General features: G+C 69.1%; 13 protein-coding genes. 5 read left to right on the top strand and 8 right to left on the bottom strand.

The window, feature by feature from the left end:
* The first annotated feature begins 189 nt into the window (after positions 1-189).
* Positions 190-3,510 (top strand): glycosyl hydrolase, encoded by a 3,321-nt coding sequence (locus DB354_RS09365; protein WP_107835275.1) that lies wholly within the window; start codon positions 190-192, stop codon positions 3,508-3,510.
* Between the two features lie 150 nt (positions 3,511-3,660).
* Here DB354_RS09365 and DB354_RS09360 read toward each other — a convergent pair whose 3' ends face one another.
* The gene (locus DB354_RS09360; protein WP_107835273.1) at positions 3,661-4,488 is read right to left on the bottom strand and encodes an SGNH/GDSL hydrolase family protein; all 828 of its coding nucleotides are present in this window, start codon (positions 4,486-4,488) and stop codon (positions 3,661-3,663) included.
* Positions 4,489-4,686: 198 nt separating this feature from the next.
* On the opposite strand from DB354_RS09360, the gene DB354_RS09355 reads away from it, so the two are divergent.
* Together DB354_RS09355 and DB354_RS09350 are read left to right on the top strand one after the other, a co-directional pair.
* Complete coding sequence (locus tag DB354_RS09355; protein ID WP_107835271.1) at positions 4,687-6,012, top strand: rhamnogalacturonan acetylesterase; 1,326 nt, start codon at positions 4,687-4,689, stop codon at positions 6,010-6,012.
* A 240-nt stretch (positions 6,013-6,252) separates the two neighbouring features.
* Positions 6,253-8,193, top strand: coding sequence for an ATP-binding protein (locus DB354_RS09350; RefSeq protein ID WP_107835270.1), 1,941 nt, complete (start codon positions 6,253-6,255; stop codon positions 8,191-8,193).
* Between the two features lie 64 nt (positions 8,194-8,257).
* On the opposite strand, the gene DB354_RS09345 is transcribed toward DB354_RS09350, so the two are convergent.
* Genes DB354_RS09345 through DB354_RS09320 form a run of 6 tightly spaced genes read right to left on the bottom strand, consistent with a single transcriptional unit; the run spans position 8,258 to position 13,975 of the window.
* Positions 8,258-9,106, bottom strand: coding sequence for an FAD:protein FMN transferase (locus DB354_RS09345; RefSeq protein ID WP_146180169.1), 849 nt, complete (start codon positions 9,104-9,106; stop codon positions 8,258-8,260).
* Positions 9,103-9,852, bottom strand: coding sequence for a glycosyltransferase family 2 protein (locus tag DB354_RS09340; RefSeq protein WP_107835266.1), 750 nt, complete (start codon positions 9,850-9,852; stop codon positions 9,103-9,105). Before DB354_RS09340 ends, DB354_RS09345 begins: the two co-directional genes overlap by 4 nt.
* Entirely contained in the window at positions 9,849-11,291 is a 1,443-nt protein-coding gene (locus DB354_RS09335; protein WP_107835265.1) for a flippase activity-associated protein Agl23, read from the bottom strand. The genes DB354_RS09340 and DB354_RS09335 overlap by 4 nt, the downstream gene beginning before the upstream one ends.
* A gap of 57 nt (positions 11,292-11,348) precedes the next feature.
* Complete coding sequence (locus tag DB354_RS09330) at positions 11,349-12,035, bottom strand: discoidin domain-containing protein (RefSeq protein ID WP_107835263.1); 687 nt, start codon at positions 12,033-12,035, stop codon at positions 11,349-11,351.
* Between the two features lie 25 nt (positions 12,036-12,060).
* The gene (locus tag DB354_RS09325) at positions 12,061-13,491 is read right to left on the bottom strand and encodes a Gfo/Idh/MocA family oxidoreductase (RefSeq protein ID WP_107835261.1); all 1,431 of its coding nucleotides are present in this window, start codon (positions 13,489-13,491) and stop codon (positions 12,061-12,063) included.
* Between the two features lie 13 nt (positions 13,492-13,504).
* Positions 13,505-13,975 (bottom strand): DoxX family membrane protein, encoded by a 471-nt coding sequence (locus tag DB354_RS09320; protein WP_107835259.1) that lies wholly within the window; start codon positions 13,973-13,975, stop codon positions 13,505-13,507.
* A gap of 243 nt (positions 13,976-14,218) precedes the next feature.
* Here DB354_RS09320 and DB354_RS09315 point away from each other — a divergent pair, with 243 nt between their 5' ends.
* The gene (locus tag DB354_RS09315; protein ID WP_107835257.1) at positions 14,219-16,114 is read left to right on the top strand and encodes a PQQ-binding-like beta-propeller repeat protein; all 1,896 of its coding nucleotides are present in this window, start codon (positions 14,219-14,221) and stop codon (positions 16,112-16,114) included.
* Positions 16,115-16,450: 336 nt separating this feature from the next.
* Here the strand turns inward: DB354_RS09315 and DB354_RS09310 are convergent, their stop codons facing one another.
* Positions 16,451-19,156, bottom strand: a complete 2,706-nt coding sequence (locus DB354_RS09310; RefSeq protein ID WP_107835256.1) for a DNA topoisomerase — start codon at positions 19,154-19,156, stop codon at positions 16,451-16,453.
* Positions 19,157-19,383: 227 nt separating this feature from the next.
* Between DB354_RS09310 and DB354_RS09305 the strand changes: the two genes are divergently transcribed.
* Positions 19,384-25,410 (top strand): alpha-2-macroglobulin family protein, encoded by a 6,027-nt coding sequence (locus DB354_RS09305; protein ID WP_107835254.1) that lies wholly within the window; start codon positions 19,384-19,386, stop codon positions 25,408-25,410.
* The last annotated feature ends 120 nt before the right edge of the window (positions 25,411-25,530 follow it).

Below are 25,530 nucleotides of genomic sequence, written 5' to 3'. Positions count from 1 at the left end.
CCGAGGCAAGGAGGCTGCAATTATATCCGCCTCACCTTCGGGTATTAGCGATAATGTCCAGATACTCGCCGGAATAATGTCCAGATACTCCCCGCGCTGCCGGAGCGCCACGGGGCAGATCGCGCCGGCCGGTTTGAACGCCGCAGTTTTGGTTTGTGACTCCACCGCCGCGCGCTCGTCTGGCGGGACATGCCAAGGTCCCGTTTGGTGCGCTTCAGCGCGGCCCTCCTCTGTCTCATCCTGATCAACTTCCGCCTCGCCTCGGCGGCGGCCGATCCGACGCCGGCCGCGTTTCTCACGCCGGCCGCCGACGCCCGGCCGGGCATCTGGTGGTTCTGGGGAGAGTCCGTCACGACCGACCACGGCATCACCCGCGACCTCGAAGCCCTGCAGCGCGCCGGCTTCGGCAGCGTCGTCCTTTACGAGCAAGTCTTCTCCGACGCACCCGACGCCCTGAAGAGCCTCTCGCCCGAGTGGCTCGCGCGCGTCCGCTTCGCCGCCGCCGAGTGCGCGCGGCTCGGCCTCGCATTCGAACTCAACGTCGGTCCGGGCTTCGTCGCCGGCGGCCCCTGGATCACGCCCGAACTCGGCATGCAGCGGCTCGTCGGCACCGAGACCACCGTCGAGGGCGGCCGCACGGTTGCCCTCACACTGCCGCAACCCGCCTCGAAACTGGACTACTACCGCGACGTCGCCGTCCTGGCCTACCCCACTCCCGCCGCGCTGGCCGGCGAGGTCCTGCCCGTGCCGCAGCGCGCGAGTTTCCCCGCCGGCGTCGATCTCACCACGGTCTTCGATGCCGCCAACGGCGCCCGCGTCCGCCTCGCTCCACCCGCCAACCACGCGCCCGTCCTGATCCAGCTCGACTACGGCGCCGCCGTCACGCTCCGCAGCCTCACCTACTCGCTCCGCCCCAACGCCAAGGCCCTCGTCATCGCCACGCAGGTGCCTACGTCCTGGGCCGACGATTTCTACGGCGAGAACATGCGGCTGAACCCGCCCATCGGCGAACTCGAGGCCAGCACGGACGGGGCGTCCTGGCAGCGCGTGTGCCAGTTGCCGGCGATCGGCTACCAGCACGATTCCTGGACCCAGCAGACCGTCGCCTTCCCGGCCACCACCGCCCGCTACTTCCGGCTCAACCTCCACGACTGGGGCCGCAACGAACGGGCCAAGGACGACGACCTCCTGCTCGCCCGCGTCTCACTCAGTTCCGTCGCCCGCGTGGATCACTGGGAATCGAAGTCCGGGAACGTCGCCGACTTCGCCGCCGCGGATCGCACCCCAGACTACGCTCCCGCCGAGACCCTCGACCCGACTCGCGTCGTCGACCTCACCAGCCGGCTCGCGCCCGACGGCAAACTCTCCTGGGACGCGCCGCCGGGCCGCTGGACCATCTTCCGCCTGGGTCACACGCCCACCGGCGCGAAGACGAAACACGGTCGTCCCGAGTCCGCCGGCCTCGAATGCGACAAGTTGAGCGCCGCCGCCGCCCGCGTGCAGTTCGAACACTATGTCGGCGTCATTCTGCGCGAAATCCAGGCCGTGCCGGGCGCCCGGCTGGCGAGCGTCACCATGGACAGCAACGAACACGGCGCGCAGAACTGGACGGCCGACTTCGCCGCGCAATTCGAGCGACGCCGCGGGTACCCGATCACCCGATACCTGCCCGCCATGCTCGGCCGTGTCGTCGGTTCGCGCGCGGAGTCGGACCGATTCCTCCACGATGTCCGCCGTACGATCGCCGACCTGATGAGCGACGAATATTTCGGCGGCTTCCAGCGCCTCTGCCACGAGCACGGCCTCACGCTCATCGCCCAGGCGCCCGGGATCGCGACCTGCCTGCCGAGCGACAATTTCCAGGCCAAGGGCCGCACCGACACCCCGATGGGCGAGTTCTGGATGACACAGAGCGACGGCACCATCGACTGCAAGGAAGCCGCCAGCGCCGCCCACCTCTACGGGTTGCCTGTCGCCGCCGCCGAGGCCTTCACCGGCAGCCGCGCCGAGGTGCACCCCGCGATGATGAAGCCCTTCGCCGACGCCGCGCTCGCGCTCGGCATTAACCGCTTTGTCGTCCTCGCGTACGTGCACCAGCCGTGGGACGACCGGAAGCCCGGCGTGACCGAGCCGCGTTTCTACCTGCCGTACCAGCGGCATAACACGTGGTGGGAGGACAGCGCCGGCTTCTGGGCCACGCTCACGCGTTCGGCCTCCGTCCTGCGCCAGGGCCTGCCGGTGAGCGACGTCCTGTATCATCTCGGCAGCGACACGCCCGCCAAGATCGCCACCTGGCGCATGCGTCCCGCGCCGCCCGACGGCTACGACTACGACGTCTGCACCGATGACGCGCTCATTCGCCGCACGTCGGTCCGCGATGGACGCATCGTCCTCCCCGATGGCATGAGCTACACGTTGCTCGTGCTGGCGGGCGGCGACCGGCTCAGCCTCGCCGCCGCCCGCCATCTGAAAGCGCTCGTCGTCGCCGGCGCGGTCGTGCTCGGCCCGACCAAACCCGTCGGTTCGCCCAGTCTCGGCGACGCCGCCGCCGGCGATGCGGAAGTGCGCCGGATCGCCGACGAACTCTGGGGCGCCGGTCCACTCGCGACCCGCGGCGTGCGCCAGACGGGCGCCGGCCGCGTGTGCTGGGGACAGTCTCCCGCCGCGGTGCTCGCCGCTCTCGGCGTGCCCCGCGACTTCGACGCCGGCGGGACCGACCGGCTCGACGTGCTCCACGCGCATCGGCGGACCACCGACCGCGAGATCTACTTTATCGCGAACCACCGCGCGCAGCCGCGGCACGTGACCGCCACCTTCCGCGTGCGCGGCCGCACGCCGCAGCTCTGGCATCCTGAGACCGGCGCGATCACTTCCCCCGCGGCATGGCGGCCGACCGCCGACGGCCGCACCGAGGTGAACCTGCCGCTGGAAGCGCACGCATCGGTTTTCGTTGTGTTCGGCCCCACGACCGGCATCGCGCCGGCAGCGGTCGCGCCTGCTCAACTCGTCGCCGAGCGTCCCGTGCTCCAGACGCTCACCGGTCCCTGGCAGGTCTCCTTTGCGTCCGCCTGGGGCGGCCCCGCCGAAACCTCCTTCGCCGAGCTGGCGCCCTGGAACGCCACCGCCGATCCCGGAATCCGCCACTACTCCGGCGCGGCCGTGTATCGAAAGTCTTTTGACGCGCCCGCCACCGCCGCCGGCCGCCGCGTGCTCCTCGATCTCGGCGACGTGGCCGTCCTCGCCTCGGTCAAGCTCAACGGCCGCGATCTCGGCACGGTGTGGAAGGCTCCGTTCGCCGTCGACGCGACCGCCGCCCTGCAATCTGGTCGCAACGAACTCGAAGTCCGCGTCGTAAACACCTGGGTCAACCGGCTGATCGCCGACGCGGGCCTCCCCGCGAACCAGCGCCTCACCTGGACGACCGACAATCCGTACCGCCCGACCGACTCCCTCGTCCCCTCCGGCCTCCTCGGCCCCGTCCGTCTGCGCCTAGGCGACAAGAGGGATTGAGGGCGCCCCCGTCACTGCCTCGTCACTTTCACTCTCACTCTCACTTTCACTCCGAAGGTCGTTCTCGTTCTCGCCGGTTTTCGCCTCCGCGAAACCCGAAGTGTCTTCCGTCTTCCGGCTTCTGGCCTCCGGCTTCAGCCTTTCAGCTCTTCAGTCCTTCAGCCCTTTTTCTTCGCGCAGCATCATCTCGCCGACCGCGCGGTGCACTGCGGTCGAGGGATGGGCGTCGTAATAGAAGTAGTATGTCGCGGGATCACCCTTCTCCACCGGCTTGACGCCGATGCTTGCGCGGCCCGCGCAGGAGTCGGTCGTGTTGAGAATTCCGTAGGCCCGCGGGTTATCCATCACGGCGTCGAAGTACTCGCCCCAGTGGCTGAGCTCGATCGTGGCCCCTTCCAGGCGGAGCGAGGTCGGGATGCCCGCAATCGCGGGGTTCAGCCGGCGCGCCGTCACCGCGAATCCAGCGATCTTCGTCGGAAGCAGCGCCACGCGGAAGTGCCGGGCTCCGGCCGCGTAGAGCAGTCGGATCTCATTGCGCAGGTTCGCCACCGAGGTCTCCGTCGGCACCCGCACGTCGTTCAGCCCGGCGGCGATGAAGAAGAGTGTGTGCGCCGGGTCGAATTTCACTTCGCCCGCGTGCACGCGCTCCGCGAAGTCCTCCACCTGCGTCCACACGCCGCGGCCCATCACCGCCGGCCCGAGCTTCGCGCCCTCGTCTGCTCCCGTGCGCGCTCCGCTCACCGCAAAGTTCAACCCCTTCCCGGCCCGGTCGGCGTCCCGCGCATGCGTGAACGGAATGCCCAGCCCGCGCGCCAGGTACACCACGGCCGTGGGGCCATCCGCGTAGACGAAGCCGGCCCCGCTGTCAGAGTAGCTGTCGCCGAAAACAAACAGCATTTTCCAGGGCTCCGCGCGCAGCGTGGCGCCGGCCAGCGCGACAAGGAGGACGAGCAGACGAACGACGTGACGGCAGGACATGGTCGCGCAAGGAAGCAAAGCTCCGGCGGCGCGGAAACCACAAAGATGTCGGCGCGGCGGCCTGCGGGGCGGCACTGCGTTCGCCCTCGCGCCCGCGATTTCGGACGTGGCACGCCCGAACTGGCGGACCGTCCAGCGGACTTGAACCTTGCTCCTGCCGTGGCACCGGCCGGAGTGGAGGCTTCGGCCCGCCCGATCATGCGCCTCCTCCTCGTCTGTCTTGTCCCGCTCCTCTGCTCCGGCCTTCGCGCCGCCCCGACCGCTCCTGCGGCGCCGGGCTGGAGATTCGATTTCGGACCCGGCCCGGTGGCCGCCGGCTACACCGCCGTGCCTTCGTCGCAGCCGTTCACAGTCGAGACCGGATTCGGTTTCGAGCCGGGCGCCAACATCACCGGCATCGTGCACGAGGGCGGCGATCCGCTGCGCGCCGATGGCCTGCGCGCCGTGCAGCCCTCCCGCTTTTCTGTCGCGGCGCCGGAGGGCACCTACCTCGTCACCGTGACGTTCGGCGACGCCAGCGCAGCCACCAATCTCACCGTCAAGGCTGAGGCCCGCCGACTGATGGTCGAAGCCGCGACCACGGCCCCGGGAGCGTATGCGAGCCGCACCTTCGCGGTCCACGTGCGCAACCGCCGGCTGCCGCCACCGCCGCTGAACGCGCCCGGCGGCACCGAGGTGCTCACGAATGACCGCGAGCGCGGCTCACCGACGTGGGACGACAAGCTCACGCTCGAGTTCGGCGGCCCGGCGGCCAACGTGTGCGCCGTCGAAATCGTGCCCGCTCCCAACCTGCCGACCGTGTTCCTCGCCGGCGATTCCACCGTCACCGACCAGCCCAGCGAACCGGGCGCCAGTTGGGGCCAGATGCTCACGCGTTTCCTCCAGCCCGGCGTCGTCGTCGCCAACTACGCCGAGTCCGGTGAGACGCTTAAGTCCTTCAGCTCCGAGCTGCGGCTCGCGAAACTGCTCAGCCAGATGAAGGCGGGGGACTGGCTGTTCATCCAGTTCGGGCACAACGACGAGAAGCAGCAGTGGCCCCAGACCTACGTCGAGGCCCACACCACCTACAAAGCCTGGCTCAAGGTCTACATCTCCGAAGCGCGCCGGCGTGGTGCCACGCCCGTGCTCGTCACCTCGATGCAGCGCCGCACCTTCGATGCCGCCGGCCGGATCAAGAACACCCACGGCGACTATCCGCAGGCGGTGCGCGAGGTGGCGCAGGAGGAAAACGTGGCCGTCATCGATCTCGATCGCGACAGCGTCCGGCTGTACGAGGCGCTCGGCCCCGAGCGCTCGCCGCAGGCCTTCAGCGCGGGTGGCCGCGACGCCACGCACCACAACAACTACGGCGCGTATCAACTCGCGAAATGCGTGGCGCAGGGCATCCGCGCCGCGCAGCTCCCGCTGGCGGCCTTTATCGTGGAGGACTTTGCCAGTTACGACCCGGCGCATCCCGATCCACTCGAGACCTTCGCTGTTCCCCCCAGCGCCGGCCACAGCGACATTGCTCCCCGCGGGAATTAGGCAGAGGTCAGCAGTCGGACGTCAGATGTCAGAGGGCCGATGGTCAGAAGCTCTGTGCCCTCCTCCGAACTCCGTGCCCTCTGTGACCCGCCCGATCAACCCGTCTTCTCTGTGTCCTCTCTGTCTCCGTGGTTCATTTCAGACCGAACACCTGAGGTCAGAAGCGAGAGACGCCCGCGACCGGAATTTTGGGTGGTATAGCAAGCCGATGTCTCTAAGTGTCAGCGCTTTCGCGTCGGCATGATACCCAGCTTCCTAGTTCGATTCGCGGACCGGCTCGACGCCCCCTATCGGGGCAAGTCGTACTTCATTGCCGTCCGGGCCCGGCTGCTGGCGGGAATCGTGTTGTGCGCGATGACGCTGGTCCCGATCAGCACCGCGAAGAGCATCTGGGAGAACGCGCCATCGCTTGGCATGAGGGTCGCCGTGAACACGGCGATCATGGTCGCTGCCAGCCTCTGCATCTGGAACATCCTCCGCGGCCGCCTCGAGCGTGCCGGCAATCTGTTTGCCGCCGCCCTGGTCAGCACGATCCAGCTCTCCCTGGTCGTAGGCCCCCTGTTTGTGCGCCCGATCTACCCGCTCAGCGTCGGTGTGCAGGCGCTCGCCTACAACCTGGTGACGCTCCTCCTCGCGATCCTCTTCGCCTCCCAGCGCGTCGCCACGCTCGTGTACGCCGCCATGGCCACGGGCCACATCAGCTTCTATCTCCTCGTGCTCCACCACACGCGGTTCGATACGGTGGACCAGTTCTTCTTCGACCGGCTGCTGCGCGACGGTCTCATCACTCTGTCGCTCGAGTTCTGTCTGGGCATCACCGTGGCGCGCATGATCGACGCGGCGCAGTCGCGCAGCGATGCCGCGATCCGGGAGTCCGAGCGCATCAACGACAAGCTGGAGCACCTTGTGGCCGAGCGGACCTATGAGCTGCAGGCCGCCAAGGCGCGCGCCGAAAGCGCCAGCCGCGAGGCCGAAGCCGCCTCCCGGGCCAAGAGCGAGTTCCTGGCCAACATGAGCCACGAGATCCGGACCCCGCTCCATGGCATCATCGCCTCCACCGAGCTGCTCGCCCGCCGCGAGGATCTCGCGCCGGCGGCACGGGAACAGATCCGGCTGATCTCCGACTCCGGCGACCTGCTGCTCAAGCAGCTCACCGACATCCTCGACTTCTCCAAGGTCGAGGCCGGCCAGGTGACCCTGGAGCGGCAGCCATTCGACCTCGGCGCACTCGTGTCCGACACCATCGCCCTGCTCGCCCAGCGCGGCGCGGACGCCGGCGTCGTGCTCTGCCAGAAACGGGACCCCCAACTCCCCCGCGGCTTCCTGGGCGACAGCTACCGCCTCCGCCAGGTGCTGCTCAACCTGGTGTCCAACGCGGTGAAGTTCACCCCTGCGCCCGGGCGCGCCGAGATCGTGGTGACCTCGCGCGGTTGGGAGGGTGACCGGCATTTCGTGCGCTTCGAGGTCCGTGACACCGGCATCGGCATGGACGAAGCGACGCTCGCGCGCGTGTTCGAACGGTTCACGCAAGCCGACTCCTCCACCACGCGGCGTTTCGGCGGGACCGGCCTGGGACTGGCGATCAGCTCGCGGCTCGTGGCGCTCATGGGCGGAAAGCTCGAGGCCCGAAGCACGCCCGGCAAGGGCTCGGTCTTCCATTTCACCCTGTCGCTGCCAGTCGTCGCCGCCCCCGCCCCGGAAGGCCCGCCGTCGCCCGAACGGATCGCGCCGCTGCAGCTCCGCGTGCTCGTGGCCGAGGACAACCCGGTAAACCGGAAGATTATCGAGCAGCAGCTCCGCGCCCTCGGCTGCGCGTACGAGATGGTGGCGGATGGCGCCGCCGCGCTGGCCGCGCTGGCCCGCGGCCCCCTGCCGGACGCCGTGCTCATGGATTGCCACATGCCGAAGGTCGATGGCTGGGAGGCCACGCGCCGGCTGCGCGCCTGGCGGGACTCCGCCGATCCGGCCCAGCGCCGGGCCGCCGGCGTGCGCGTGCTCGCGCTCACTGCCGCCACGCTCCCCGACGAACGCACCCGCTGCCAGGCCGCCGGCATGGATGGTTTTGTCGCCAAGCCCGTGAAGCTCGCCGAACTCCGCGCCGCCCTCACCGTACATACCCCTGCGGCTTCAGCGAGTACAGGGCGGTCCGCCACCGCCGCGTCCCCCCGCAGCGCCACCTGAGCATGGACCTGCGGCCGAGTTCGACCGGGATGCATTACCGCCGCTGAACGCGGCTGGGCGACTGCTATCCCGCCTCGGCGCGCAGCAGCGGCGCCAGCGCACCCAGCGCCCGCAATCCGCCCTCCGCACCGGCCAGCGCCCCGCCGATCTCCGGCTGCCGCGCACAGAACGCCGCCACTTCCGGATCGCTCCAGACGAAGAACGCCGTCGACAGCCCGTCCGACTGCGCCGCCCCCGGGGCCAGCGCCCACGCCCGTGCCTGCCGCCTCGCGGGCCGACCCGTCCGGGGGTCGATCAGGTGCTGGCCCTGGACCGCCGTCCCCGACGCACTCAGCGCCTGCTGCCGTATCCAGATTTCCCGAACCGCGGCGGCTTCGCCCAGGCCAACCCTCCACCCGCGTTCACCCGGCGGAGGTTCCAAGGCCAGCACCGTGCTGCCCCCGGCCACCAGGCAGGCCGCCGTCACGTCCCACTCCCGCAACACGTCCGCCGCCGCGTCGAGCGCAAAGCCTTTGCCGATCGCGCCCAGGTCGAGCCGCAACTCGGCCGCGCGCGAGGTCAACGTGTGATTCACCGGGTCCAGCTGGAACGCCGGGAGCGCGGCGTCCCAGTCGGAGGCCCGCACCGCGGCATAGGCCGGGTCAAACGCCCGCTCGGTCGCGATCGCCAGGTCGGCCGCCACCACCAGGCACGCCATCGCGTCCTCGCCGATCATCACCGTCTTCCCCTCTTCCAGTCCCTGGCACCGCGCGATGTCACTCGACGCCACGAACCGGCTAAATTCGCCCTCCAGCCGGTCCACCTCGCGAAATGCCGCCGCGGCCGCCTGGCGTGCATGCGCCTCCGGCTGCGCCGCCACCGCAATCTCAAAGTGCGTCGCCATCGCCTGGTGCCGAAAGGTCAGCCAGCTCATGGCGTCGCCCCCCGCCGCCCGCGTCCCGTCCCCGAACGCGCGAACCGCGCCCGCCGTTCGCGCCTCAGGCGCCACGCCACCGCCACCAGCGCCACTGCCGGCCGCCACCAGAGCTGGGCCAGCCCGTAATGCGAGGCGCCATGCCGCCGCGCGTGATGGCGCACCGGATACTCCCGCACGCGAAAGCCCGCCGCCACCGCCAGCGCCGGCAGGAAGGTCTGCATCAGGGTGCCCGGCCGCATCACCCCGCCCACCGCCCGCCGGAAAACCCGCAACTGGCAGCCCGCGTCATGCAGCCCGTCGCGCAGCACGCCCCGGCGCACCGCGTTTGCCAGGGCCGACATCGCCCGCCGCAGGCGCGTGTCCTGCCGGTCCACCCGCCAGCCGCAGGCCAGGTCGGCCTCCCCTTTCGCCACGGCGGCCAGCAGGAGCGGAATGTCCTCGGGATCGTCCTGCCCATCGCCGTCCAGCGTCACGATATACCCGCCCGCCGCCGCCTGCAGTCCGACCCAAAGCGCGTGCGCCTGGCCCGACTGACTGGGCAAACGTAGTTCCCGCAAGCCCGCCACCTCGCCGGCAACCGCGGCGATCTCCACCGCCGTCCCGTCCGTGCTGCCGTCGTTGACCACGAGCACCTCGGCCGGCCGGCCGAGGCGCGACAACACCGCCGCCAGCCGTCGCAACAACGGCCGGAGGTTGCCGGCCTCGTTGTACACCGGAATTACGACTGAGATTTCGGGGCTCATGGCGCGCGGACGAACGCCACCAGCAGCACACCGGGCCGCAGCCCGATAAAGCGCTCGCGATATCGGCCATGCAGCCGCGCGCGCACCACGTCCGCCTGCTCCGCCGCGACCAACACCACCGCGCCGTCGCACGCCGCCGGCGGCGCGTTCCAGTAGCCGACGCGCGGCACGCCGCGCAGGTACCACGGGACCGGCCAGTACTCCGGCGCGATCACGCGGATCGGCTCGTCCGGCGCCGCCGCCCGCGCCACGATCCCCCAAGACCGCACTTTCAATACATCGAATCCGCTCTGCACATACGCCCAGGGATTCCTTGAGTCGGCCGGACGCTGGATCGCCACCCGCCACGCGTCGACCGCCAGCGTCACCAGCGCGAGCGCCGCGAGCACGCGCGCGACCAGCGCCCCGCCGCGCCTCCGCGTGATGCCGGCGATCCCGCCGGCCGCGAGCACGGCGAGCGCGGGCAGCACGGATACGAGGTTCCAGGGCGTCTTGTATGGCACGACCGACAGCACCAGCAGCAGGACGAACGCATAGACCGCGTTCCCGCGGAGCCAGGCCGAGCGCTCGACCCAGCCGCGCGCCGCACCCAGCAGGGCCAGCAGGAGCAACACGGTCTGTCCCCACCCGGGCCCGCCCGACGCGGCCGTCGTGAGGAGCTGCAGATAGTACCACCACGGTTTCTCGTGTCCGGTCATGCCGACCGCGCGCTGCCCCCCGAGCCACGGCGCCAGCAGCGCATCGCGCAACCCGGCGGGATTCCCGCCGAACGAGGAATAAAAGGCGGCGGCAACCGCCGCCGCACAAACGAGCGCCAGGAGCACGTCGCGTCCGGGCCGCTGCGCTGCCGGCCGCGCCGGGCGAGCTGCCACCCCGGCCACCACCAGCGCCGCGACCAATAGCAGCGCCGACTCCTTCGTGGCCAGCATCAGGCCCAGCGCCCCGCCCGCCCCGGCCGCCCAGGCCGCGCGTCCCGTGCGCCACCAGCGCTGCGCCAGGGCCACCGCCAGCAGCGTAAACGCCAGCAGCAGCGTTTCCTGGATGTAGCAGCGCGCGTAGTACACCGCGGGCGGCGAGAGCGCGAGGAACGCCGCCGCAAGCCAGCGTGCTCCGTATGCTTCCACCGGGCCGAGGACCGCGAGGAGCAAGACCGCGGCCACGCCCCACAGCGCCGGCCCCAGCCGCAAGGTGGTCTCGCTCAACTCCGCCAGCGTGCGCTCACCGCGCACCCACGCCAGCGGCAGCGCGGCATAATAGAGCGTCGGACCGTGATGGTCCCGCGGATCGAAAGCGTAGGCGCCGTCCTCAAGCAGCCGACCGGTCTTCAGCGCCTGGTTGGCCTCATCCGCATGCATCGGCCGGCGCGACAACTCCCAGACGCGCGGGCCGAGCGCCAGGAGCAGCAAGGTGACAAAGGCGGCGAGGCGGAGGGAGGACATGCGCGACGGCGGGAGGACCTCGGCCCGCGGGGAGAACCGCGGCGGCGATCCGCCGGGTTACTTCTCGGGCGTGCCGAAGACCTCGACCTCGCAGTACTCGTTCAGGTCGTTCGAGGTGTTGCCGTTGCTGTAGAGCCGCACGTAGCGGCCCTTCGCTCCCTGCGCATCGATCAGCCGGCCTTCGTTGGTCTCGATGTACGCCGGATCGGAGCCTTTGCCCATGCGGGCCGAGTTGTCGTCATCGTTATTGAAGACGGTGTGCACGCCGCGTTTGAAGGCAGGGTCGTCCGACACCTGCACGATCACATCGTGGTACACGCGCGCCTCGGAGTGAAAATGCCAGACCGCGATCGCCGCCACGCGGGCCGGCGCGCCCAAGTCGATCTGCACCCACTGCAGGCCCGGCCCGAATTCCACGCACTCACCGTCGGCGCCGCTCTTGTTGCCATCGGTGACCTGTCTGGCCTCGCCCATGATCGGCGCCTCATCGCTGCTCGTCACCGGCCGCTTGCGGGAGAGCAGTTTCGTGCCCACCGGCACCATGAGATCGGGCCGCTTGCCCGGCGTGGGCTTCTCCAGCTGCGGCAATTGCACCGGCACCGGCGTGCCCACGAACAGCGGCGGCGGCAGCTCCACCTTCAGCGGCACCTTCTCCTCGGCGCACGCGGCACCGGGAGCCAGGGCGGCGAGGGCGATTGCAGCCAACGAAAGGGAGACGATCGGAGTGGAGCGCAGGTTCGACATGATGAAGGCGAGACGCAGCCGACCGTCAGGCGGATGCGGGCGGAGTTGCCGGGCCCGGCAGCGAAGGCGTCACGAGGAAATCCTCCGGCCGCAACGTGAGCATGCGGCGCGCGGCGACCGCGTCGTTGACGCTGAGCACCGTCACCGCGGTCGCGAAGGCGGACTCCGCCGGGCACGCCAGCGGCGTTCCCTCGCGGATCGCCGCGAAAAAGTTCTCGAGGTGCGGCTGGTGAATCGGCTGGTCGAGTCTGACGGGCAAGTCCCAGGCGGCCAGCGCCGCGGTCTCGCGCACATCCAGCACCGACTTCCGCGGCGCCGGGAGCGCAAACGCCGGCCGCGGCTTTTCCCAGGGATACCGGGCGACCGCCTGGCCCGACCCGCGGCGCGCGACCAGGCCTTTCGCCACCAGCGGATCCCAGTCGGGGGCATGCGCCTCGCGGTACACCGCCGTGTTGGCGGGGTCCTCCGAAATCTTGAGCGCGCCCTGGTCCCCCATGAAGTACTCGTGATAGCCCCCGCCCGCGCTCGTGGTGGTAGACACCTGATACGTCGCGCGCACGACGCCGTCAGCCGTCGGAAACTCGTAGATGGCGACCACGTTGTCGTACCACTCGTGATTGCGGTAGTAGTCGGCGCCGCCGCCCGCGAGGACCGAGCTCGGATTCGCCCCGAGCATCCAGTTGAAGATGTCGATCTGATGCGCGCCGAGGTCGGAGATCGGGCCGCCGGAATAGCGCCGGAACCAGCGCCAGTTCAGAAACTCGTGCAGGTTCGCATAGCCGTAACGCTGCAGCGTCGCCTCGGGCACGGCCTGCGTGGCCGGCACGGCGAAGTCCGCCGCCACCGCCCGATTCCACTGCGCCGTCGCCTGCGTGATCCGGCCGAACAGCCGCGCCTCCCGGACCAACCGGTCGCGCGCGTGCCGGTACCGCGGGTTGCTGCGCCGCTGGTGCCCGATCTGCAGGAGTTTTCCGGTCTCGCGCGCCGTCAGGACCATCGAGCGCGCCGCCTCGACCGTGTGCGCCATCAGCTTCTCGCAGTACACGTGCTTGCCCGCGCGGAGGCCGGCGTTCGTGTGTTCCGCGTGCACGAAGTCCGGCGTGGCCACGAGCACCGCATCCAGGTCCCTCACCGTCGCGAGCATCTCCGCGTGGTTCTCAAACCCGGTCACGTCATGGCCGAACTTGCCCAGCAGCCGCTCCGCCCGCACCCGGTTGCGCGGCCAGATGTCGCACACCGCCCGAAACCGCACGCCCGGGATCCGCAACGCGGCGTTCAGCAGCACCCGGCCCTGCAGGCCGCAGCCCACCAGCGCGACGTTGACCGTCGCGGGGCCGCCGACGGCCGCCCGCGCCACGTGCGGCGCCGCCAGGATCACCGTCCCCAGCTTCGCCGAAGTGCTCAGAAAGTGCCGCCGGGTGCACCCGGGGCCGGAGGGAGGCGTCGAAGCGGACATCGCGGCGCCAGGGTTAGGATCGGTTCGTCGGCCACAGCGCGAACCGCTCGTGGCGTACCAGCACCAGCGCCCCCGCGATCAGGCCGATGTGAATGGCCAGCCAGGCCACGCCCTCGGCCTCCTGCACCGCCATCAGTCCGAAGGCGAGCGAGAGGTAGACCGCCCCCGCGAGCATCAGCGCCAGCCGCGACTTGATCCCGAGCAGCAGCATGCCGCCGACGACCAGCAGTCCGTAGCCGAGCGCCAGCGCGTATCCCCGCGTCAACCACAGCGGCAGGAACGACGCGTTGGTGATGCCCTGGGCCAGGTGCGCCGCGTTCTGCGCGTAGTTGCCCAGGCCGTACGTACCCTGGTTCTCGAACTTCTCCACGCCCGACAGCAGCGTGCGCAGGCCCAGGAAGAGCCGCAGCAGGAGGAAGGCGGCCGCGTATTCGCACCCCGGCCGGGCGCCGGGAGTCGGGGCGGGAGCATCATCGGGGTTCATGCAGGGGAGATTCAGCCTCCGAGCGTGTCGCCTCCGCCGCCGCAGCGCCATGGATTTTTTACGCACCGCCCCGGCGCCAAAAGTGTCACGTAATACGTGACACTCTCACCCTCGTACCCGGCCGTCAGTGTCACGCAATACGTGACACTTTTCCGCACGCCTCCCTCGGGCGCCCCGCGAAACTGTCACGTATTGCGTGACAGTTTCGTGGCGAGCGCGCGGGGCCGGAGTGTCACGTAACACGTGACACCGGCGGAGGACGTCGCGATGGTGGCGGGCATGCGGCGATTGAACCTATTTCCCCTGCTGCTTGCGTTGCTGACGCTCGGCGTGACCCCGGGGCGCGCGGCGGACTTTTCCTTTGCCTGGCTCACCGACACGCACGTCGGGGGGCGCACGGGCGCGGAGGATCTCGCCGCCGCCGTGCGCGACATCAACGCGATGCCCGACCTCGCATTCGTGATCGTGTCAGGTGACGTGACCGATCTGGGCACGCTCGCGGAGCTCACGCGTGCCCGGGAGATCCTCGGCGGGCTGCGCGTGCCGCTGCACATCATCCCCGGCAACCACGACTGCAAATGGTCGGAGTCGGGTGCGACCGATTTCCCGCGCGTATTCGGCGCGGACCGGTTCGCGTTCACGCATGCGGGCATCCGCTTCATCGGGCTGCACGAGGGACCGGTGTTGCGGATGGGCAACGGGCACTTCGCGCCGCAGGACTTGCGTTGGCTGGACGAGACGCTCGCGCGCGATGCCGCCAAAGGAGAGCCGGTGGTCTTCGTCACGCATTACCCGCTCGATCCCGACATCACCAACTGGTTTGAGGTGCTCGACCGCCTCAAGCGCGTGAACACGCAGGCGGCGCTCTTTGGCCACGGCCACGCCAACCGCGTCTTCGACCACGAGGGCGTGCCGGGCGTGATGGCGCGCTCGAATCTCCGCGCCACGGCACCCGTCGGCGCGTTCACGATTGTCCGCGTATCCGCGGACCGGATGACATTCGCGGTGCACCCGCACGGCGGCGCCACCGCCGCGCCTTGGCACGAGGTCGCATTACGCGACCGGCGGGCGGAGTTCGCAGGCGCGCCGCAGACGCCGCGGCCGCGCTTCGGCTTCGCCCAAAACTACCCGCCCTTGCGCCGCCGCTGGCAGCAGGATACCGGCTGGACCATCGTGTCCTCGCCCGTGGTGTGGCGCGACCACGCGATCATCGGTGACGCCTCGGGGGCGGTGCGCAGCTTCGCGCTCGCCGATGGCGCACCCGCCTGGACGTTCCAGACCGGCGGCGCGGTGCACTCCACGCCGTGCGTGGCCGGCGACACCGTGGTCGTCGCCTCGACCGACGGCAGCGTTTACGCGCTCAAGGCCGCCGACGGCACCGTCCGCTGGCAGTTCAAGACCGCGCGACCGATCGTCGCGTGTCCGCAGGTGGCGGACGACGTGGTCTATATCGGCTCGAGCGAAGGGCGCTTCCGGGCGCTCGGGCTCGCCGACGGCAAGCTGCGCTGGGAGCACGCCGGGGGGCAGGGTTACATCGAAACTCGCCCCCTGATCCACGACGGCCGCGTGTACTTCGGCGCCTGGGATCGGACCTTCTATGCGTTGGACGCGAAGACGGGGGCCGAGGCGTGGACGTGGAAAGTCGCGCGCGAGAGCCGCTTCTATTCGCCTGCCGCGTGCTGGCCGGTCGCGGCCGAGGGCAAGGTCTTCATCGTCAATCCCGAGCAGAAGGTCATCGCGCTGGACGCCCGCACCGGCGCCGAGGTGTGGCAGGTGAAGGAGCCGTACTCCGCGCGCGAGTCGATCGGGATCTCCGCTGACGGGCAGCGCGTGTACGTCGGCGCGATGCGCCAGTTCATCCGCGCCTATCGCACCGCCTCCGCCAAGCCGGAACTCGTGTGGGAAACCGACGCCGAGTACGGCGCCGACTTCAACACGGCAATGCTCACCGAGCGCGACGACACCGTGTACTACGGCACCAAGACGGGAATCCTGCTCGCGCTCGACGCGAAGACGGGCGCGATCCGCTGGAAGTACCGGCTCGCCGTCGCCGCGCTGAACACGCCCTGCCCCCTGGCCAACGGTGCAGTCCTCCTCACCGACCAAGCCGGTCACGTTGCGGTCATAGAGCCCCGCTGACGTCTTTCTCTTACTCCTACTCTTTCTCTTTCTCTCGAAGGATTGAGGGTCCGGTCCCGTTCTAGCTCTCGGCACAGAGCGCACGGAGGCCGGAGGAGGGACACGGAGGAGAATCAGCCATACGGGGCTGCGCTCCGTGCCCTCCTCCGAGCTCGGTGATCTCAGTGTCCTGCCCGTCTCGCCCGGTCTCCACTATGCCGTCGGGGTCTCTCTGGTTCACATCTCACGGCTACCGGCCGCGACAGAGCGTCGTGCCGGCTCACGATCATCCTGTCTGAACCATCCCTTGCCTCTGTTGCCTCCTGTAAGGCGGCTCGGGGGCCTGGAATTCCGACGCTACGCGGAGGGCGGCTCCCCAAGTTCCGGTCCGGGAGGGAGCGGTTCAGCTGAAGCTTCGCTCACCGCCGGCGGAGGTTCCTGTGGCTGCTGCGGCGCCATCGACGCCGGCGGCTCGGGCGGTGGCGTTGGTGCCGGACCGTTGCGCGGGGGCAGGTCGAGCCGGACGCGGTTCGTTTCCGGATCGACGATCAGTTTCGCGCGGTAGGTCTTGCCGCTCTTCGAAACCAGCCCGTCGACCGTGAGAATCGTCCCACTGTCCCAGCCCTGCAGGATCGGCACGTAGTCCGCCGCGGTGAACGTCCGTCCAAAGGCCTGCTTGTAGAGCCGCACCTGCGGCCAGCCGGGCGCGATGAAGTAGTTGCCGTGGTCGAAGAAGAGCTTGCCGGACTTCGGACACTTCACGCCCTTCACCTTCGTCGGCTCCGGCAGGATCAGGCACAGCTTCTTGCCCTCGGGATCGATGCCGATGTCAGCCTCGTACTCGCGCCCGGTGCCGGACTTGAGGCCGGTGCCATGATACGGCTTGCCGCCGTGCACCGCGGTGAGCAGCGCGACGTACTCCGTCACGGGAAACTCCCGTCCGAAGGCCCGCTTCCACAGCCGCAGGCCGGGCCAGCCTGGCGCCTCGTAGAACGGCCCGCGATCGAGCAAGGGTTGCCCTGACTTTGGGCAGAGCGCGTCGGCCACGGGCGTGCCGTCGGTGATCGGCACCGACTCGCCAACGTCGAGCACCCGCTGCGAGCTGCGGATGAAGGCGTCTTTCATCACGAGAATTTTCTCCAGGAGCGCGTCGAGGAACTGCACGCGGTTCATCGCGGCGGTCCCCTGCTCCATCTGCTTCAGCGTCAGCTCCCATTCGGCGGTGAGCTTGGCGGAGAGGAACTCCGGGATGCGCTTGCCCAGTTCGCGGATCAGGAGCCGGCCGTTCTCGGTGGTGACGATGTTCTTGCCCTGCCGCTCAAGGAAGCCGCGCTCGACGAGCGTGTCGATGATGTTGGCGCGCGTGGCGGGGGTGCCAATGCCCTTGTCCTTCAGGATGTCGATCATCGCCTCCTGCTGCTCGGGGTCGTCGGTCTCGAACGACTCGCCGGCGTAAAGCATCGCGTCGAGCAGCGTGTCGTCGCGGTAGGGCTCGGGTGGATTCGTCTGGCTCTGGCGCAACTGTACCTCGGCGAGGTGCGCCACGCCGCCCTCGATGGGCCGCAGGGGCGGCTTGCGCTCCTTGCGGTTGTCGGGGCGTTCCCAGCGCTGGTAGCCGGGATAATCGAGCTCCTCGCGCGCAATTTTGAACACCGCGGGGGCGTACGGGCCAGACGCGTCCTTCTGCGTGTACACGCGCGTCACGACGTTGGCGCGGGACGGCTCGTCGAGCGCCATGAGCGTGGCCTTGAGCACCGCGAGGAAGACGAAGCGCTCGTCGGGCGTGAGTTCGCTGATGCTGTGGGTCTTGCCCGTGGGAACGATGCCGTAGTGGTCGGTGATCTTGCTGTCGTCGAACGCCCGCGACTTCTCCGCGATCGCCGCCGGCATCATCTCCTGCGTGCACAGGTGCAGCGCGGGCTGCGTGGCCTTGAGATGGCCGAGCACGGCGGTGAGGTCCTCGTGCAACCGGCCCTTGAGCTTCGTCGGCAGGTGGCGGCTGTCGGTTCGCGGGTAACTCAGGAGCTTGCGTGCCTCGTAGAGCGACTGGAGCACCTCGAGCGTCTGCGTGCCGGTGAGCCCGCGCTGTTTGGCGCAGAGTTTCTGGACCTCCTGCAGGTTGAACGGCAGCGGCGGCTTGCTCGTGCGGACCGACTTCTTTTCGGCCACGTCGTACGCATCAGGCGCCCGCGCGGCGGCCGCGAAGGTCTCCGCCTTGGCTTTGTGCCAGAACACCTTCTTCTCGCGCTCGGTGTTAACCTCCGGCGCGCCGAGCAGCTTCGGCCGGTCGGGCGAGGCGGCGTAGGCATCGAGGTCGGCTTTGGCCTCGAGCCCGTCGAACACCCCATACGCCTCCCAGAACGGCTGCGGCTTGAAGTTCGCGATCAGCCGGTCGCGCGTATCGACGAGCGCCAGCGTGGGTGTCTGCACGCGGCCGACGCTCCAGACCTTCCATTTGCCGTGGCCGCGCGGGAGGGTCTTCTGCGCGAGCACGGTGATGTTCATGCCGACGAGCCAGTCGGCCTCGTCGCGCGTGAACCCTGCCTGGCCGAGGCCGTTCTTGCTCGCGGACGGCATCCGGGTGGCGAACGCCTCGCGCAGGCCCTCCTCGGTCGTCTCCTGGGCCCAGACGCGCGAGTACCTGCTGTCCGCCCGCGCGCCGCAGCCGCGCATGATCTTGCGGAAAATCACCTCGCCCTCCCGCCCGGCGTCGCACGCGTTGACGATTTCCTCGCCGTGGTGCTGCGCGATCTGCGTGCGAAGGATCTGGAGGTAACGCGCGCCGTCCTCGCGCTCGATCTGCTGGAAGGCCCATTTCCCCGCCGGTCCCGGGGTGGGCAGGATCGGAATGTCGTGCACGTTCCAGCGGCCGTACTTCGGATCGTAGAACTCCGGGGGCGCGAGCTCGAACAGGTGGCCGCGACCGCTGACGACGGACACCTCCTCGCCCGTGGGCAACTTGCCCCGGTGGGGTCCGATGCCCTCGAATTTGCCGCCCAGCAGCGCCGCCGCGAGGCTGCGCGCCACGTCGGGCTTTTCGGCAACGAGGAGGATCTTTGGCATGGACGCCCGATGGTGCGACCGGGTCGGCCAAAGTCTAGGTTTTCGGCGGCGGAAATCTGCCCCCGCGGTGCGACCGCCGTCGTCGCGTGCGCGAGACCCCTAAGAACATTACGCGCCGGCCGTTAACCTGGATTGCCACCCGTCAACGCCGCGAAATACTGCGCCCACCTGTCTCCCCTGCGACTTTCCGCCCAACCCGCTGTCGCAATCCACCTCACTTTTCTGCCATGCACCTGCGTTCCCCCGCTTTTGCCGCCGTCCTGCTCGCCCTGACTCTCCTTCCCGCCGCCCAGGCGGCGTCGTCCAAGCCCGCACCGAGGTTCAAGCCGGCACCCGTCACAGCGCCTGTTTCCGCCCCCGCGGTCGAGGCTGATCCCACCTCCCCCGAGTGGAAGGCTGTGAAGGAAGCCATCGACGCGCGCCTGCCGCAAACCGCGATCGAGCGGCTCGAGCCCATCATCGCCCGCGCCACCGCCGCCAAGGCCTGGCCTGAGGCCATCCGCGCGCTGGCGCAGAAGATCGCGCTCCAAAGTGCGATTCAGGGCGACAAACCCGAGGAGCATATCACCCGGCTGCAAGCGGCCGTCGCCACCGCGCCGATGGAGATGAAGCCCGTGCTCGAGACCCTCCTCGCGCATCGGTACTGGCAATACTTCCAGCAGAACCGCTGGCGCTTCATGCAACGCACCCGGACGGCGGTATCGCCGGGGTCGGACCTCAACACCTGGGACCTCGCGCGGATTCTGGAGGAGATCGACCGGCATTTTCAGGCGGCGCTCGCCGATGCGCCAACGCTCCAGGCCACGCCCATCGCGACCTATAACGAGTTGCTCGCGCCGGCGCTCACGCCCGATGCGTACCGCCCCACGCTGTTCGACTTTCTCGCTCACGAGGCGCTCAGCTTCTATCAGGCCGGCGAACAGCCGCCCACTGCCGCGGAGGCAGGCTTTACGGTCGAGGCCGCCGGTCCCGTCTTCGATGACCCCGCCGCGTTTCTCGGCTGGAAACTCCCGGCGGGCGACGCGAGCGCGCCCCAGCTCAAGGCGCTCGACCTGCTGCAGCAGCTGCTGCGTTTCCATGAACGCGACGCGGACCGCTCGGCGTTCTTCGACGCCGACCTCGCACGGCTCACGTACGGCCGAAACGCCGCCGTCGGGGAGGACAAGGACGCCCGTTACGAGGCGGCGATGCAGGCTTTCATTAGCCGCACGTCCGCCCATGAGATCTCGCGGCTGGCCGAGGCGGAGTTGGGAAAGTTCCTGAAGAACAACGACCGACTCGCCGACGCGCACACGGTCGTCACGCGCAACGAGCGCGCGTTCCCCAATAGCCCCGGCGCCGCGATGTGCCGCAACGTGCGCCGCGAGATCGAGGCGCCCTGGATCCAGACCGACACCGAGCAGGTATGGAACGCACCTTGGCCCACGGTGAACGTCACGTACCGCAATCTCCAGAAGGTCTATTTCCGCGCGATACCCATCCGATTCTCCAACTACCTCGGTCAGGCCCGCTGGAATTTCGGCAACGTCAGCGAGGAACAGCTCCAGCAACTCACGCCTGCCGGCGAGGTGGTGCAGTGGTCCGCCGACCTGCCGCCCACGCCCGACTTCACCAACCGCACCGAGCGGCTCACGCCGCCCACACTCAAGCCCGGGTTTTACCTCCTCGCCTCGAGCACCAACGGTTCGCTCTCCCCGGGCGAGAACCACGTCAGCGCCACGCCCTTCTGGGTCAGCGACCTCGCGCTCGTCCTACGCAACGGCGAAAAGGAAGCGGGCGGCTTCGTCCTGCGCGCGGACACCGGCGAGCCTGTCGCCGGCGCGGTCATTCACCGTTGGTTGATGGGCAACGACGGCATCTACGAACCGCTGCCCGACCTGACCACGAACACGGACGGCCGCTTCACTTTGGACGGTCGCGATCGCCCTGTCGTCGTGGTGGCTGAGTCCGGCGGACACGCGGTGTCCTCGCTGCACCCGATCTACACCGGCCGCAATCGCGACCGCGCTGATCGCCGCGCTACGCTGCAGACGCTCTTTTTCACCGACCGCGCGATCTACCGCCCCGGGCAGACGATCCACTACAAGGGCATCTGCCTCGAGGCCGCCCCGGCCGACGCCAACTACGCCGCGCTCCCCGACGAACGCGTCGAGGTGGTGCTCCGCGACGCCAATGGTGAGGAGATCAGCACCGCCCAACACCGGACCAATGAGTACGGTTCCTTCAGCGGCACCTTCACCGCACCATCCGGCCGGCGCACCGGGAATATGACTCTCGCCGTACACCGCGGGCCCAATGGCGCCACGTCGATCAGCGTCGAAGAGTACAAGCGCCCGCAATTCGAGGTGGCGCTGCAGGCGCCGGCCGAAGCCGCGAAGCTGGACGCGCCGGTCCATCTCACCGGCAAGGCCACGGCCTACACCGGCGCCCCAATCGGCGGCGCAAAGGTCAAATGGCGCGTCGAGCGCCGCGTGCAGATGCCGCTGTGGTGCTGGTGGTGGCAGCCGCCGGAAGCCAAGGCCATCGCGCACGGCACGGCCGCCACGGAGAACGACGGCACGTTCAAGATCGAGTTCACCGCCGCGGCCGACCGCAGCGTCGCCCGCAAGCTCGAGCCCGTCTTCGTGTATTCGGTTCACGCGGATGTCACCGACGTCTCCGGCGAGACGCGCTCCACGCGACGGGCAGTTCGGGCCGGATATACCGCGCTCCGGGCCACGGTCACCGCCGAAGACTGGCAGACGCCGGGGCAGCCGGTGAAGCTCACGGTCACGACCGAATCGCTCGACGGCGACCCGCAGCCCGCCCGCGGCACGGTGCGCCTTCGCGCGCTGAAACAGCCAGACCACGTGCAGCGCGCCGCGCTGAACGCATCGCGGCCGTGGTTCCGGTTCGGCCCGGAGGAGCCGCCCTTCGATCCGATGAAGCCCGACAGCTGGGCGGCAGGCGAGGTGATGCAGGAGCTGCCGTTCGCCACCGACGCCAAGGGCAAGGTGGAGCTCACCGCGAAACTCCCGGCCGGCATCTACCGCGCGGACCTCGAGACGAAGGACCGCTTCGAGCAACCAGTGACCGGCCGCCACACCGTCGAGGTGATCGACCCGGAGAGCTCGCGCTACGGCGTGAAGCAGCCGGACTTCCTCGCCGCGCCGACGTGGTCGGTCGAACCGGGGCAGACCTTCACGGCGATCTGGGGAACCGGATACGACACCGGCCGCGCCTTCGTGGAGCTCGAGTGCGCCGGCAAGTTGCTGCGCAGTTACTGGACGACGGCGGGCCGCACGCAGCAGAAGATCGAGCTCCCGGTGACCGAGGACATGCGCGGCGGCGTCGCCCTGCGCGTCATGTTCGTGCGCGAGAATCGCGTCTACGCGCACCAGGAGATCGTGCAGGTCCCGTGGTCCGACCGGCAGCTCAACGTGAAGTGGGAACGGTTCCGCTCGAAGCTGCTGCCGGGCGAGAAGGAGACGTGGACCGCGATCGTCACCGGGCCCGACGCGAAACGAACCGCGGCGGAAATGGTCGCGGCGCTCTACGACGCCTCGCTCGACCAGTACCGGCTGAACTCGTGGCCGGAGCGGTTCCCGGGCTTCCGCCAGCAGTACTCCAGCGTGAGCATGTCGCTGCAGAACCAGATCACGTTGCTCAACATGATCCACGGCTTCCCATCTCCGCGGGAACAGGACGCGCGCTGGCGCTACCGGGCCTTCCCGCAAGAGATCCTGCACGGGCCGGAGAATGAGCTTATCACCCTGAACGCATTCTCCGTGGCGAGCGCGGCGGACCGCGGGTACCTGTACGGAACCGCGGCACCAGCGGCCGTGGCGGGGAAGGGCGCCTCGCTCAAGCGAGAGATGAACTCCGTCGGCGCGGTTATCTACGACAGCGCCACGATCGACCGACCCGCCCCCGAGAGTCGCCCCGCCGCGCCGGACCTCGACCAGGTCACCGCGCGCAAGAACCTCCAGGAAACCGCCTTCTTCTTCCCGCACCTGCTCGCCGACGAACACGGCGAGGTGCGGATCGTGTTCACGATGCCCGAGGCGCTCACCCGCTGGCGGTTCCTCGGCTTTGCCCACGACGCGCATCTGCGCTCGGGGTTCCTGACCGACAGCGTCGTCACGGCCAAGGACCTGATGGTACAGCCCAACGCGCCGCGCTTCCTCCGCGAGGGCGACACCGTCGAGTTCAGCGTCAAGGTAACCAACCTCAGCGAGCAGCCGCAGCGCGGGAAGATCCGGCTGACGTTCGCCGACGCCGCCACGTTGCAGTCGGCCGACGCCGCGCTGGGCAACCGCGAGACCGAAAAGTCCTTCGACCTTCCCGCCAAGGAGGCCCGCGCCATCACCTGGCGGATCACCGTGCCCGACGGGCTCGGGTTCCTGACCTACAAGGCGGTCGCGTCGACCGGCGCGCTGAGCGACGGCGAGGAGGGCAACCTGCCCATGCTCAGCCGGCGCGTGCTCGTGACCGAGTCGCTGCCGCTGCCGATCCGCGGCCCGGCTACGCGCGAGTTTACCTTCCCGAAGCTCCTCGCCTCGGGCGGCTCGGACACGCTCCGCCATCAGTCGCTCACGGCGCAGATGACGTCCCAGCCTGCCTGGTACGCCGTCCTGGCCCTGCCCTACCTGATGGAGTACCCGTACGAGTGCAGCGAACAGGTGTTCAACCGTTACTACGCCAACGCGCTCGCGCGGCACATCGCGAAGTCGGATCCGAAGATCCGCCGCGTGTTCGACCTGTGGAAGAACACACCCGCGCTCGACAGCCCGCTCGAGAAGAACGCCGAGCTGAAGTCGGTCGCGCTCGAGGAGACCCCGTGGGTCCGGCAGGCCGCGAAGGAAAGCCAGGCGCGCCGCAACGTGGGCCTGCTCTTCGACGACAACCGGCTCAACGACGAATCCACGCGTACGCTCCAAAAACTCACGGAGCAGCAACTTGGCGAGGGCTTCTGGCCCTGGTTCCCCGGCGGCCAGCCGAGCGAGTTCATCACGCTCTACATTACGACCGGTTTCGGCCGGCTGCGGCACCTCGGGGTGGACGTCGACATCGCCCCGGCGCGCAAGACGCTCGGCGTACTCGACGACGGCCATCGCCGCTTCTACGAAAAGCTCCACGGCACGCGCGACTTCGCCAACTACGTGCCCTCGAGCTACGACGCGCTCTACCTGTACGGACGCAGCTTCTTCCTCGAAGACCAGCCGATCACCGAGCAGAACCGCCCCGCGATCGCCTACTTCCTCGAGCAGGCGCGCAAGCGTTGGACCAAGATCAACTCGCGGCAGACGCTCGCGCACCTCGCGATCGCGCTGCAGCGCTTCGGTGACGCCACGACCGCCCAGGCAATCGTCCGCTCGCTGAAGGAACGCAGCGTCACCAACGAGGAGTTCGGCCGCTTCTGGCGCGACCAGGAAGGCGGCTGGTGGTGGTACCAGGCGCCGATCGAGACCCAGGCGCTGATGATCGAGATGTTCGCCGAGGTCACCCAGGACGCGCAGGCCGTCGAGGATTGCCAGGTGTGGCTCCTGAAACAGAAGCAGACACAGGACTGGCGCACGACGAAGGCCACCGCCGATGCCATCTATGGTCTCCTGCTCCGTGGCGGCGCCTCGCGGCTGGCTAGCGACGCCCGCGTCGAGCTCTCGCTCGGCGGCGAGAAGATCAAACCGGAGAAGGTCGAGGCCGGCACCGGGTTCTACGAGCACCGCTTCACCCCCGCCGAGATCAAGCCCGCCATGGGCCGAATCACGGTGGAAAAGCCCGACCAGGGCGTGAGCTGGGGTGCCGTGCACTGGCAGTACCTTGAGGACATCAGCAAGGTCACGCCGCACGAGGGCACGCCGCTGCGGCTGAAGAAGACGCTCTACGTGAAGGAAAACACCAGCCGCGGTCCGGAACTCAAACCCATCACCGGGCCGCTCGCGGTGGGCGACGAACTCGTCGTCCGGATCGAACTCCGGACCGACCGCGACCTGGAGTTCGTGCACTTGAAGGACCAGCGCGGCAGCGGCACGGAGCCGGTGAACGTGCTCAGCCAGTACAAGTACCAGGATGGGTTCGCGTACTACGAAAGCACGCGAGACACCGCCTCGCACTTCTTCATCGATTACCTGCGCAAGGGCACGTTCGTCTTCGAGTACTCGGTGCGCGTGCAGCTTGCCGGGCGGTACCAGTCCGGCATCGCCGAGATCCAGTGCATGTACGCCCCCGAGTTCAACAGCCACTCGGAGAGCGTGACGCTCGAGGTGAAGTGACGCGGACCACGGTCGAGCGTGAGCGCGGGCGGCGGCCGAATGCGCCGCCGTTCCTACGCTCGCCGGTCCGGCGGCGGACGTGGTGCTACGGCTCGCCCAGGCTCGCTCGTCCGCAGACAA

Source organism: Opitutus sp. ER46 (genome assembly GCF_003054705.1).
In the GTDB taxonomy this organism is placed as follows: Bacteria; Verrucomicrobiota; Verrucomicrobiia; order Opitutales; family Opitutaceae; genus ER46.
This window is presented reverse-complemented; position numbering and strand designations above follow the sequence as displayed.